The following is a 13,274-nucleotide window of genomic DNA, read 5'->3' as shown; positions in this document are numbered from 1 at the left end:
GTTTTTTCTAGTTTACGAGTTTATCCGCTTTCCCGGCTTTCTTCCAATGTTCATTGCGAAGATGGACTTTTAATATTTTTCCAGAAGCTGTCTTTGGCAATTCTTCTAAAAAGGTGACACCGGTAATCGCTTTAAAATGAGCAAGCTTGCTTCTCGAGAATTGAATCAGATCTTCCTCGGTGACTTCTTCCCCTGGTCGTAAAACGACATATGCATGTGGAGTCTCCCCCCATTTTTCATGAGGAACGGCTATCACTGCAGCTTCTAGAACAGATGGATGATCATATAAAACACCCTCTACCTCAATAGAAGAAATGTTTTCACCTCCTGAGATGATGACGTCCTTTTTCCTATCGACGATTTCAATATTTCCATATTCATCAACATTCGCCATGTCCCCTGTATGAAGCCATCCATCGCGAAGTGCTTCCATTGATGCATCTTCATTTTTCCAATAACCTTTCATGACTCCGTTGCCACGAACGACAATTTCCCCAACTTCTCTTCCGTCCCAAGCAACTTCATCCCCCACTGCATTCACGACCTTCACATCAGTACCGATCATTTGCACACCTTGCTTTGCTTTCAAGCGATATTGTTCTTCTAACGGTAAATCTTTGTGGTGAGATCGGATTCTTGAAACCAACGTAAGCGGAGTGGACTCGGTCATGCCATAAACTTGGATAAATTCCCACCCGAGATCCTCTTCTATTTTTGTGATAAAAGCCGGTGGCGGTGCAGAGCCTGCAATCACTAACCGAATATCTTGTTTAACTGTTGGCTGATGCTCATCGTAATATTGAATGAGCGAGTTCAGAACAGTCGGTGCCATATGCATCACCGTAACTCCATGATTTTCAATCGCATCGTAAATACTTTCTGCAGAAGCTTTTCTTAAACAAACTTGAGTTGCCCCATTTGCTGTGTAGTAGAATGGTGAGCCCCAGCCGTTGACATGAAACATCGGCAAAACATGGGCAAGCACATCTTCATCTGTTACCCGTAAATGATGCATGCTCGACAAGGCATGGAGATAGTTATTACGGTGGGTTAGCATGACACCTTTTGGATTCCCGGTTGTCCCGCTTGTATATAACAAACTACAAACATCGTTTTCCTCTACATCTTCCCGTTCAAATGGTTCTTTGGAGTATGCACTTAAAAACTGGTCATAGTCTTCTTCCTCACAAAGACCATCATGATAGTGGACGATGATTTTCTCAACTGTTTCCAGCTTGTCTTTTATCGGTATAATCAAATCGTACAAGTCTTGGTCGACAAATAAAATTTTCGATTCACTATGATTTAAGATAAATAGATAATCTTCAGGTTTTAAACGGATGTTGAGAGGCACCATGATTGCCCCAAGTTGAAAGACACCATAGAAGCCTTCTAACATTTCCACTGTATTTGGTGCAAGGTAAGCTACTTTGTCTCCCTTTTTCACCCCCAGTTGACGTAGACCATCTGATAACTGGTTTACACGATCGTTCAGCTCACTATACGTAAATATCCGTTCGTCATTGATAATTGCCTTTTTGTCTCCATAAAGCTTTACTGCACGGTCTAAGAATTGCGTTAAGATTAAAGGTACTTCCACGTTGTCCATCCTCCCCTGTTTTTAGTAAATTTTTAATAGTTGTATATTAACATAACCCAAAATAAAGCGCTATCATTTTGTATTTTTAGAATTATCTATTGCATGTGATAGTTAATTAGGGAGCAGTGTATGTAAAGTACGTACTATGGCAATGATAATAGACAACTATTAATCTATCATTTGCTGAGGAGCAGGGTTATGGAATTTATACACATGTTTATAAAATTGACCATTGGTTTTATATTGTTTTTTGTCCTGATTAGAATCATAGGCCAAAAGATTATTGGGCAATATAGCCCTTATCACTTTATTACGGCTATTGTCTTAAGTGAATTACTCGGTAATTCTATCTATCAGCGTGAAGTCACCATAACCGAAATCATTTTTGCTATTGTTGTTTGGGGCTGCTTATTGTTTATCATTGAATATATCTTCCAAAAGTCCCTAACTATACGGCAAAAATTAGAAGGCAATCCGGCAATCCTGATTCGCAATGGGCAAATAGACTTTGAGCAGCTGAAAAAAAGCAAGCTGAACTTAAATCAGTTACAAAGCCTACTCCGCCAAAGTGAAACTTTTTCCATTCGAGAAGTAGCCTTTGCCATTCTCGAACCAAATGGCTCGGTAAGCACCTTAAAAAAATCAGCCTATCAAAAAACTACGTTGGAAGATTTAAATTTACCAAACCAAACAGTATACCTTCCTGTCACGATTATCAGAGATGGAAAGTTAATAAAAGAGAGTTTGCGTGAGCTTGATAAAGATGAAGTATGGTTGTACCGTCAACTTGACATCAAGGGGATTGAAAGAATGGAAAAGGTGTTATTTGCGGAATGGTTGGAAGGGGATGGATTGTTTGTTGTTGAGAAATAAGAAAGACTCTTGCATGAATATAGCACAAGAGTCGTTCCATATCACTATTTCCTAAGCGGCTCTTCTCCTTCAGGAATCAATGAAAAATAACCTTCTCCGTCCAATCTTTCCTGATGCTCTTGTTTCGCTTTGGCCAGGAGATCCGGATTTTCCATCACTTCAATTGCTGTTGCAGCAAGTACCTTTCCTGCTTGCAACATCCCTTTATGAGCAATCGGCATCGTTCCTTGGGAAACGACCTGCCACGTATGGAATGGGGTACCGAGCGCCCAACAAGCTGTCATACATTGCATCGTCGGCACAATCCAGCTCACATCACCCACATCCGTCGAACCCGATAACATGACTTCTTTTTCCGGATCAAATGGCGGGATGAAATCTGTTATATATTTTCCTTTGAGCTTTGCAGCTGTTGCTTTATCCAGTCCAGCATACGCAGTTTCTCGCTCTTCTTTTGCCAATGATTCGTTTATCGCTTTTGCATACTGGTGATCCGCTTCATCGTAAGTTGGAACACCAATGGCTTCAAGGTTTTTATACATGACAGCAGCTAGGTTTCGGTTAGGAACTAAATCAGAAGCAGCTCCTTCAAATAGCCGCTCCACCTTTGTCTCCGTCATTAAGGCCGCTCCTTCAGCAATGTTTGCCACCCGTTCATATAGCTCAACGACCTGTTTCTTTTTCGGTGCTCGAATCAAGTAAGACACTTCAGCATAGGCTTGCACGACATTAGGAGAAGTCCCACCTGGATCCGTAATTGCATAATGAATTCTTGCCTCAGGAATCATATGCTCCCTTAAATAGTTGACCCCGACATTCATCAACTCGACAGCATCTAACGCACTACGGCCTAAATGAGGTGTGGCGGCAGCATGGGCACTTTTCCCATGAAAAACGAATTTTACAGCATAGTTCGCAAGTGAGCTGAAATTCATAATGACCGGTTTGGTTTCCGGATGCCAAGAAAGTGCGAAATCCACATCGTCAAACAGACCAGCTCTTGTCATATACGCCTTACCCGAGCCTTTTTCTTCGGCTGGGCAGCCATAGTATCGAACCGTTCCTTTTAATCCGGTTTGTTCCATATATTCTTTCACCGCAGCAGCTGCTGCAAGTGAGCCAGTCCCTAGTAAATTATGTCCACATCCATGACCCGGTGCACCTTCTAGGACTGGTTCATGCCTTGTGAGCCCCTGTTTCTGACTTAAGCCAGGTAACGCATCATATTCACCTAAAAAAGCGACGACAGGGGTTCCGCTGCCAAAGCTTGCGATAAATGCCGTTTCAAGCCCAGCAACGTCCTTTTCAACATGGAATCCTTCTGCCTCCAGTGCCTGGCATAAATAATCTGCTGATTGTTCCTCTTCAAAAGCAATCTCCGGAACTCGCCATAGTTGGTCACTAAGCTGGATAAACGTATCCTTCCGCTGCCCTATATAGTCTGAGATAAAATTTTGTACGTTCAAAGTAACATCCCGCCTTACTTTTCAAATCAAGATGGATTCTTCAGTAATTCACCTTTCTCATAGTTGATCGTAGCTAGGGATATTGCGCAGATAAAGGCAAAAATAATCAACATCCAAAACGCTGCATTAAAGGAACCATTGAATAAATCAACGATGAACCCAATCGCAAGCGGTGTGATGAATCCAGCAAGCTGTCCACCTGTGTTCACCAGCCCCATCCCAGAGCCAGCTACCGAAGTCGGTAGTTTTTTAAGCACAATGGCCGGAAGCAGAATAACAACAAAAGAAAGAACTAACATAATAATCGTTTGATACACGATAAAAGCCGCTACACTTGAAGCCGTAAACATGAAATACAATAAAACGGAAATAGCAACACAGGCGAAAGCCCCTGCAACTTTTTCCCGGCCTCCTGACAACTTATCGATAATATATCCTGCAGTATACATCCCTATAAGTTGCGCCACACCAGGGATCGTCTGCATCCATCCCATTGAAAACAAATCAAGTTCCCGTACAGTTACCAAGTACGTAGGAATCCATGTCGCCAGTTCACCGCATACAAAGTGAAATAAGCAATAAATAAATTCAGCATGAGGGGAGTCTTGAACAGTAGTTTGAAAGGCGCTGCAGTAGTCGTACTAGTATTTTTTGCATTTGATTCGTCTACACTGTTCGGCAGCTTGATAAAGTACCAGTACAATATTGCAATAACAGCTCCAATTAACCCAAAAATAATAAATGTCATCCGCCAACCGATTGCAGTGAGCAATCCAACCGAAAGCAGCGGCACGATAAGCGCGGTTATCCCGGCAGACGATAACATAATGGACATTGCCCGCGCCCGTTGATCATGTGGAAATCCTTGAGAAATAATTTTTGAACTCGCAGGCTGGAATCCACCTTCACCAATTCCGAAAAGGAAACGGATAACGACCATGGAAGCAAGTGACCACGCCACCCCTGTCAAACCGGTAAATATTGACCATAATATGACAGCGGCGATGAGAACTCTCCGGGCACCAAAGCGGTCTGCCAACCAGCCTCCAGGAAGCTGCATCAGCGCATACCCTAGAAAAAAGCTGCTAAGCAGAAGTCCCGTGGATGAAGCACTTAAATTTAAATCCTCCGTAATTGCAACGACCGCATAGTTCATAATATATCTATCTAAATTTCCTAAAGCCCAACCTAGAAATAATAGCGCCAGTATTCCATTTCTTTTACGTGCTGAAATCAATTCTACTTCCCCCTGCCATTTAACTTTAATAACTATTCCGGAGTAGCTTTTGCTACAATTTGTAATTCATACAAATAAGTTCTTTCCTTCGACAAAATTCGACCGTTGCCAGCACGCACCCATTCACCGTGGTAAAATTAAAGCAATTATTAACCAAAAATAAACTTTTCAATTTACTTACCGAAGTTGAATTATACTTGAGTCAGAGAAGAGGGAGAGCTATGGCGGAAGAAACAAAAATACTTATCGTTGAAGATGATTATGAAATTGCTCGGATCATGCGGGACCATTTAGTAAGAGAAGGGTTCCAAGTGACATGGGCGTCCACAGGTGTAGAAGGGTGGGAAGAATTCAAAACAAGTCCATTTTCACTTGTACTTGTCGATCTGATGATGCCAGAAATGGATGGATTCGAGCTGTGCGAAAGAATCCGGCTGGAAAGTGAGGTGCCGCTGCTCATAGTGAGTGCAAAAAGTGAAGATGAAAGCAAAGTAAGAGGTCTCGGACTTGGTGCCGATGATTACTTGACGAAGCCTTTCAGCTTGAAGGAATTGACTGCCAGGGTCCAATCCCATCTCAGAAGATACCATCGCTATACAAGGAAGCATGAAAATGAAGAAATCATCCGCTATAAACACGGATTGGCCATTGATTTTCTAAATGAAGCCGTCTTTCTAGATGAGGAACTTATTCCACTCACAGCAAAAGAGCAGGAAATTTTATTTTTACTGGCCAGAAATGCATTCATCACTTTTGAAAAGGCTAAGATCTACGAGCATGTATGGCAACTGATGAATGTCGACGGCAATAACACGGTTACGGTTCATATTAAAAGCCTGCGCACCAAACTAATTGATACGGGCAAACAGGCGAAATTTATCCAGACCGTTTGGGGTGTCGGGTATCGTTTCATCGGGGAGCAAACAAGATGAAGATCAAATATTGGCTGATGATTAGTTACCTCCTCGTCATGTTGTTACCCGTGGCTGCTGCTTACCTGCTCTATGTCAGTCTCAGTGATTATGATGATAAGCAGGATATTACAGATTTCCTTCAGTTTCAAGATGTCGCTAACAACCTGGAAGATGTGCTCAACGATGTGTCCTTGTATACAATTCAGTCAGAAGAAAACTATGAGCCGTTAAAACGTTACACTAATGAGAACCTAAAAATCGATTTATATCGGTATGATGGCATTCATTTATATTCATCCATGACTCCTTCAAGTGCAACACAATTGTATAAGCCGAATAAAGATGTCTTGTTCCAAAATTTAAATGAATACCAAAAAAATCCGCGTACCTATTCATTAAAAAGATTAGTTTTTGATGAGCAGGAGCAGCTTGCAGGTTTGTATGAAATTACGATGAGCAGACAAGCTTGGATTGATGCTTCAAACAAAAGTACCACCATGATGGTTGTGCTTTTAAGCACCTTCTTTCTCGCTTTATATGTAATAGTCATTATTGCAATCAACAAGAAACTGAACCGGCCATTGAATCAGCTGCAGCACCATATGACTGCGTTCGCTGCAGGAAAAGAATTGGATCAACGGCTCCAACCATCAAGAGATGAAATTGGGGTACTCATCGAACACTTTGAACAAATGAAAGCACAAATCCTCGAAACAAGAGAAAAATTAGCCAAACAACAGAGGGAAAAAGAATATATGGTGGCATCCCTATCTCATGATTTAAAGACTCCGTTGACCGTGATCCGTACGTATACCGAAGCTTTGGAGAGCCATCATCTAACTCAAGAGGAGCGGGAGGAATACCAGCAAATCCTCTATGAGAAGCTGGAACATATGAAAGAGATGATCAATGATTTGTCGGTTTTTACTGCATTACAATCTGCAGAAAATACGCTACGTCGCGTACCTGTAAATGGAAATGAATTCTTTGATATGTTGTTCTCCGGCTATGAAGAAGCATGTGCGAAAAAGAATATCCATCTTAATGTTGAGACATCGGTGCGGAATGGGTATGTATTAGATCCAAAACAGATGATTCGCGTCGTCGATAATCTCATGGATAACAGCATCCGCTATACACCAGAGGGTAAGTACGTTTGGCTAGCCGGAATCTCAGCAAAAAAGCCACTGCCAAATTGGGTCTTCCCTGAGTTTATCCAAGGACTCGATGATTGGAGAAATGACGGAACCGTTATCATCATTCAGAATGAAGGACAAGGCATGCATCCGAGCCAAATAAACAAAGTTTTTCAGCCTTTTTACCAAAATGAAGCGTCCCGTGGTAAAGGAGCAACATCAGGTTTAGGACTTAGCATCGCAAAAATGATTATGGAAAAACACGAAGGAAAAATAAAAATTTGGTCCATAGAAAGTAAGGGCACATTAATAGCCTGTTGGCTCAAGGAGAGAGGATTATCATGAAACTTACATGGAAAAAAGTTATGCTGATCATGAGTATGTTTGCACTAGTATTAGGAGGATGCTCGCAAAACAATGTTTCTGCGGAAGAAATCATTCACAATGCGATTGAGTCAGAAAAAGATTTGGCCAGTTATTTCGGAAAGTCAGAAATGAAAGTGTATGAAGGTGAAGAGTTGATGGAACATACGGTCATGGAAGAGTATGTTGATGGTATAAAAAGAAAAATTATTAACATTGATCAATTGCTTGAGCAAGAAATAATCGTATTAAACGATGGAGAAAATATGACCATGTACGATGAAGCAACGGGAGAAGCGCATAAAATGATCACGTCTGAGCTCGAAGGCTTTACTGGAGCGGGCCCAAAAGATCAATTCATATCGATGATGGATATGCTAAAAGAATCCCATACACATGAACTGGTTGGCGAAGAAGAAATACTCGGTGATGACACTTACCACATTCGCATGAAAGCAAATGAAAAAAATGGATTAATAGGCGATATGGAATTTTGGGTGGATCAAAAAACATGGTTCATCGTAAAACTTGTCACCGAAACAGGCGATATGAAGGTGGAAGTGACCTATACCGAATTAGATTTTTCACCGAAATTTTCGGAAGATACATTTACCATCGATATTCCAGAAGACGTTGAAATCACCGACTTGGAAGAGGAAGTTGCACCAAACAACGTAACATTGGAAGAGGCGGCTAAAGCATTAGAGCAACCAATCCTTACATTCTCCGAAGATGATGCAAAACTAGACAGTATCACCATGCGTGAACCTCAAGGCGAATTAAATCGTTATGAAGTAGACATGACCTTCAGTTCCGAGGAAGGGGCACCATTATTTATGTTATCTGTTTTCCCAACTCCAGAAGATATGCCAATCTCTGAATCTGATGTAGAGGTACGAGGAAATGATGCTGAATATGAGGAAATGATGGACGCTTACCTCTGGGATGAAGACGGACTGCGTTACAACCTGATGGTTGTCAATCCAGACATAAAACAAGAAGAGATCCTTGAAATTACGGAAAACATGGTCCTTAGTTCTGAAGAGTAGGCTTTCAATAGGCTTGATATTGACACAACAATAGCTTGCATACCCTTAAGGGGCTGACTTTTGATGTCAGAGGGCGCGTAAGGATGTCTCACGTGCCCTCGCGGGAGGTTTTAGACTTCGAGAGGGCATGTGAGATGGACTCACATGCCCCCATTGGCGCTTTTTCACTTCATGAGGGAACGTGAGAAACCCTCACATGACCCTGCGGGAGATTTCCCACTTCAAGAGGGAATACAAAATCTATATTGCATCGGAAACCACCCTAGCAGACGTATTAAACCTAGCTGCTAGGGTGATCTTTATTCTAATAGCAATCTACAATTCCCATTCCCAACGATAACTTTAAATCCTGCAACACACCCCCAGTCTCCTTGAAAAATATCTCTAATATGACAATCATTGTCACCTCCTTGAAATACTTCTCAGACATTTCTCATTTAATTCTAACTTTTCTATTGTTTTCTTATAATGGTTCCCTAATCTTCCCGTGGAATAATGGTGGTAACAGGGAAGGAGGTGTTGCAGCATGACTTACTTTGATGGATTGACGCCAGCTGCAGCTGAAGAGGTTACTTCTTATAGTTACAGCAACAGCGATAGTGAAAGCTTCAGCTATAGCAATAGCTACAGCAACAGTGATTCCTAAACTACAACATTGAACGAAGAGAGGAGGGAACTGCAAATGACTTATTTCGATGGACTGACACCAGCCGCGGCTGAAGAGGTTACTTCTTATAGCTATAGCAACAGCGATAGTGAAAGCTTTAGCAATAGCTACAGTAACAGTGATTCCTAAACTAAAGCGTTGAATTAAGAGAGGAGGGAACCGCAAGATGACTTACTTTGATGGATTAACACCAGCTGCGGCTGAAGAAGTCACTTCTGTAAGTTACAGCAACAGTGATAGTGAAAGCTTCAGCTATAGCAACAGTTACAGTAACAGCGATTCTTAAATGCCAAAGGCTTCTATACAGGAATAAACAAGATGCGGCTCCTGACTCAGAAGGGGCCGCTTTCTTCACAAAGGGGTGAGCAGTTTGATGAGGCAACGGAATAATAAAAGAAAAAAACACTCCCGGCAAAAGTTCAGGGATTTATGGAAAGTTAGAAACATAGAGGATAACCTTATTTCCGAGTCCCCACCTGTCCCTGTAAAAGAAATATTCCGCAGGTTCTGGCCATATGCCAAGCCATACCGTTTCTGGATTCTATTTAGTTTACTGTTGATTATTTTACAGCCAGTCGTCCAATCAGGTACTGTTTGGCTCTTGCAGGACTTTATCGATCACGTTCTGGTCCCTCAACAATTTAATGCCATCTACGGAATTATTCTAGCGTACTTCTGCCTGACAGTTCTTCGCGGGACTTTATATTTCGGTGGTACGTATATGTCCAATTGGGTCGGGGAGAATTTTATTCTTTCATTGCGAAAAGGGCTGTATGAACATTTACAAGGTCTATCGCTCCACTTTTTTGAAAAACGGAAACTTGGTGATATCATTTCACGGATGTCGAGTGATATTGCTTCCATTGAACGGCTGATTATTACAGGAGCGACATCGGCTGTATCATATTTTAGTCAGCTCATTGTTTTTATAACCATGCTGTTTTTCATGCAATGGAAATTGGCTTTCGTTTCACTAATCGTCGTACCTTTATTTTATGTAGTGACACGGTTTTTCTCGAAAAGAATTAAAATGGCCTCGCGGGAAAGGACCCGTCGAGAAGGGGCAATCAACTCCATTTCAGAAGAGAGTTTTTCAAATATTGCCTTGATGCAAGCGTATAACCAACAAGAGGCAGAAGCTGAACGTTTTGATCTGCAAAACCGACGCAGCTTTGATGCCAAAATGTTGAAAGTCCGTCTGAAAGCCGCATTTTCTCCAGTCGTCAGTCTGATTGAAACGTTCGGAACACTCGCTGTAATGGCTGTTGGAGCGATGCTTCTCATTCAAGGTGAGCTCACCATCGGAGGCCTGGTAGCTTTCATGACATTATTAAATAAACTTTACCGACCGGTCCGCGGTCTCAGCAGATTACTGAATACGATTTATTCCGCATCTGCAAGCGCCGAGCGGGTCATTGAATTTATGGACGAAAAACCAATAATCAAAGAAGCTCCCTATATTATGGAAGAGCCAACGGGCCGTGTAGAGTTTGATCACGTTTCCTTTTCTTATCCAGGCAAAAAGAAAAAAGTATTGTCTGACGTCACATTTTCCATTGAACCCGGTGAATCTGTCGCTCTTGTCGGGGCAAGCGGAACCGGCAAATCCACGATTGTGAAATTGTTGATGCGTTTTTACGATCCGACAGAAGGAAGAATCCTTGTCGACGGAAATGTGATTAAAGGAGTGAGTCTTGAATCACTCCGGGATAATGTTGCTGTCCTTTTCCAGGAATCCTTGATCTTTGATGGGACTGTAAGAGAAAATATCGCCTATGGAAAATCTGAAGCGACTGATGAGCAAATCGTAGAAGCCGCCAAAAGAGCCGGGGCGCATGACTTCATTATTGAATTATCGGAAGGATATGATACCCACGTCGGCCAAAAAGGCAGAAATTTATCCGGTGGTCAACGCCAGCGAATTGCTATAGCAAGAGCCATTATCCGCAATGCATCCATCTTAATCCTCGACGAACCAACAGAAGGGCTTGATGCAAAATCTGAACAGCGGGTTATGGATCCTTTGAAACAATTAATGCAAGATAAAGCAACTCTCATCATTACACATAATTTAAGAAGTGCTGCTAGAGCGGACAGAATTCTCTATCTCGAAGACGGCAAAGTAATGGAGAACGGAACACATGAAGAATTGCTCGCAAATGGTGGAAAGTATGCGGAACTGTTTGATGCACAGCCAGAAGCTAAAAAACATTTGCAGGCAGTTCCAAACTAAAAGGAAATCAATAATATTTAAGGAGCTGAAACATCATGCTTTTGAATAACTTGAAATGGACAGACAACAAAGAAATGATTGAACCTCTTCAAAAAGGGGAAACACTCATCCCTGGCTACACCGTCATCCACCACATGCGGCGAGGCCAGGATTGTGACGTCTATTATGTTTGGAGTGAAGAGAAGCTTACAGGTTGTATCGCCAAGACCTTGCAGCCCGCTTGCGCAACGAGCGAAATAGCAAAGCAACGTCTGATTCAGGAAGGGGAGTACCTGAAGAAACTCTCCCATCCAAACCTTGTCCGCGGCTATGAAATTGTGAAAATACCAGTACCGGTCCTGATACAAGAAACCTTAACAGGAGAAACACTTTCCCGTCTGGTCAGGAATCTCGCAGCCGAAGATACCTATCTGCCGGCGAAACAGTTGGCACATCTCGGCATGCAGCTCACCTCGGCCGTCCACTATCTTCATTTGAATAATATTTTACATCTTGATTTAAAGCCCTCAAATATTATTTCCCAACCTCCACTTGCCAAAGTCATCGACCTTAATTTGGCAGCACGTCCTGGAGAGGTGAGGAAAGGGATTGGGACAAAACAATACATGTCGCCGGAACAGGCACGAGGAGACAAACTGACTCCAGCTGCTGACGTATGGGGAATCGGTGCAGTCCTCTATTTTGCTGCAACAGCTAAACGTCCATTTCAATCTATGGAGGATGGAAGTTTCGAACAGCTTAAAAGGGCTGCTCAACCCGTACAAAAACATCGGGAATTAGATGAAGATTTCGCTCATTTAATAAACCGCTGCCTGGATTTACAACCTGGCAAGCGGCCCACAACATTCCGGATTCATGAGTTCTTCCTCAATTATCTGGAGAGTCATTAAAGAAAAATACAGTCCACCCGCTCAATGTTGTGGACTGTAGATTTTTTTCAAGACAATTTGAAGAGTTTTGTAAATAACTTATTCTTTTCCCGCGGATTTGCACTTTCTTTTCGTTTTTCCTGCATTTCATTCATCGTTTTCAACAAGTATTCATCTCGTTTTCTCTCATAATCCCTTTGTTCCTTCATCGTTTCATCCACCTGTTCAGAGGTAACAGCTAGTTGCTGTTGTTGTTCCAATATCTCTTCGTATACGTTCATCCGTTCATGCATCTCGGTCATCAATTTCATGAGCTTTTTATTCTGGTCTACAAGCATATGAACCTCTTTCATCATTTGCTTTGATAAATGTTGATCACGTTCAGCTTCTTCTTTTTCTATGTGAACATTTGCTTCATACTCGTTCCTCAACAAGAGTTTCACCTGTCCATGCTGGTGTCCCTGTTCCAATAGAGTCCGGATTCTTTTTATCGTATCCAGCGAACTTTCATGAATGAGATAGGCTTTCTTTTCGCCTCGCTTCATAGCCAGATAAGATCCATATTGCCTAGCATAGCGTCTGACTGTTTCTGGAGGTATGTTCACTTTTTGGGATACTTGCGAAATTGGCATCCATTCGTTCATTCCGTTCATTACCTTTACCCCCTCATGAGTTCATAATCTATTACTATATGAATACAACTTTTTTCGTTGATTTCCTTCTTCCAGCTCCTAAAAACAGTTCGACATAATATGGCAAAAAATAAAAGAGGCTGGGACATAACTAGCCGAAAACAGTAATTAAAAAGGATCCAAGCAATCAAAACTTTGCTAGGATCCTTTTTTGAGTCAAATTTATCATTATCGG

The 13,274-nt window shown here is 41.9% G+C and carries 12 protein-coding genes; 6 read left to right on the top strand and 6 right to left on the bottom strand.

Translation table 11 applies throughout. From position 1 onward, the window contains the following. Window positions 1-7: 7 nt before the first annotated feature. Entirely contained in the window at window positions 8-1,600 is a 1,593-nt protein-coding gene (locus ACFSBH_RS16310) for a long-chain-fatty-acid--CoA ligase (RefSeq protein WP_251514359.1), read from the bottom strand. 198 nt (window positions 1,601-1,798) lie between these two features. Between ACFSBH_RS16310 and ACFSBH_RS16305 the strand changes: the two genes are divergently transcribed. After that, entirely contained in the window at window positions 1,799-2,473 is a 675-nt protein-coding gene (locus ACFSBH_RS16305) for a DUF421 domain-containing protein (protein ID WP_251514357.1), read from the top strand. Window positions 2,474-2,517: 44 nt separating this feature from the next. On the opposite strand, the gene ACFSBH_RS16300 is transcribed toward ACFSBH_RS16305, so the two are convergent. The 3 genes from ACFSBH_RS16300 to ACFSBH_RS16290 are packed head-to-tail and all read right to left on the bottom strand — an operon-like array spanning window position 2,518 to window position 5,176. Then, a complete protein-coding gene (locus tag ACFSBH_RS16300) occupies window positions 2,518-3,939 on the bottom strand; it encodes a M20 family metallopeptidase (protein WP_251514355.1) in 1,422 nt (473 codons plus the stop codon). Window positions 3,940-3,965: 26 nt separating this feature from the next. Next, a complete protein-coding gene (locus ACFSBH_RS16295) occupies window positions 3,966-4,466 on the bottom strand; it encodes an MFS transporter (RefSeq protein WP_379598610.1) in 501 nt (166 codons plus the stop codon). Further along, complete coding sequence (locus tag ACFSBH_RS16290) at window positions 4,460-5,176, bottom strand: MFS transporter (RefSeq protein WP_379598608.1); 717 nt, start codon at window positions 5,174-5,176, stop codon at window positions 4,460-4,462. The genes ACFSBH_RS16295 and ACFSBH_RS16290 overlap by 7 nt, the downstream gene beginning before the upstream one ends. 221 nt (window positions 5,177-5,397) lie before the next feature. On the opposite strand from ACFSBH_RS16290, the gene ACFSBH_RS16285 reads away from it, so the two are divergent. From ACFSBH_RS16285 to ACFSBH_RS16275, 3 genes are read left to right on the top strand one after another with little or no spacing between them, the layout of a single operon-like run. Further along, window positions 5,398-6,108, top strand: a complete 711-nt coding sequence (locus tag ACFSBH_RS16285) for a response regulator transcription factor (RefSeq protein ID WP_251514352.1) — start codon at window positions 5,398-5,400, stop codon at window positions 6,106-6,108. After that, a complete protein-coding gene (locus ACFSBH_RS16280; protein ID WP_251514350.1) occupies window positions 6,105-7,571 on the top strand; it encodes a sensor histidine kinase in 1,467 nt (488 codons plus the stop codon). Before ACFSBH_RS16285 ends, ACFSBH_RS16280 begins: the two co-directional genes overlap by 4 nt. Then, window positions 7,568-8,638, top strand: coding sequence for a LolA family protein (locus tag ACFSBH_RS16275; protein WP_251514348.1), 1,071 nt, complete (start codon window positions 7,568-7,570; stop codon window positions 8,636-8,638). The genes ACFSBH_RS16280 and ACFSBH_RS16275 overlap by 4 nt, the downstream gene beginning before the upstream one ends. A 463-nt stretch (window positions 8,639-9,101) precedes the next feature. On the opposite strand, the gene ACFSBH_RS16270 is transcribed toward ACFSBH_RS16275, so the two are convergent. Then, complete coding sequence (locus ACFSBH_RS16270; RefSeq protein ID WP_379598605.1) at window positions 9,102-9,470, bottom strand: hypothetical protein; 369 nt, start codon at window positions 9,468-9,470, stop codon at window positions 9,102-9,104. A gap of 208 nt (window positions 9,471-9,678) precedes the next feature. Here ACFSBH_RS16270 and ACFSBH_RS16265 point away from each other — a divergent pair, with 208 nt between their 5' ends. Together ACFSBH_RS16265 and ACFSBH_RS16260 are read left to right on the top strand one after the other, a co-directional pair. Further along, window positions 9,679-11,538: an ABC transporter ATP-binding protein gene (locus tag ACFSBH_RS16265; RefSeq protein ID WP_251514402.1), complete on the top strand. Its 1,860-nt coding sequence runs from the start codon at window positions 9,679-9,681 to the stop codon at window positions 11,536-11,538. A 35-nt stretch (window positions 11,539-11,573) separates the two neighbouring features. Further along, window positions 11,574-12,428 (top strand): serine/threonine-protein kinase, encoded by an 855-nt coding sequence (locus ACFSBH_RS16260; protein WP_251514345.1) that lies wholly within the window; start codon window positions 11,574-11,576, stop codon window positions 12,426-12,428. 47 nt (window positions 12,429-12,475) lie between these two features. Here the strand turns inward: ACFSBH_RS16260 and ACFSBH_RS16255 are convergent, their stop codons facing one another. Continuing rightward, window positions 12,476-13,060 (bottom strand): MerR family transcriptional regulator, encoded by a 585-nt coding sequence (locus ACFSBH_RS16255; RefSeq protein WP_379598602.1) that lies wholly within the window; start codon window positions 13,058-13,060, stop codon window positions 12,476-12,478. Window positions 13,061-13,274: the final 214 nt, after the last annotated feature.

This window comes from Oceanobacillus luteolus (assembly GCF_042678205.1).
Classification (GTDB): domain Bacteria; phylum Bacillota; class Bacilli; order Bacillales; family Amphibacillaceae; genus Oceanobacillus; species Oceanobacillus luteolus.
This window is presented reverse-complemented; position numbering and strand designations above follow the sequence as displayed.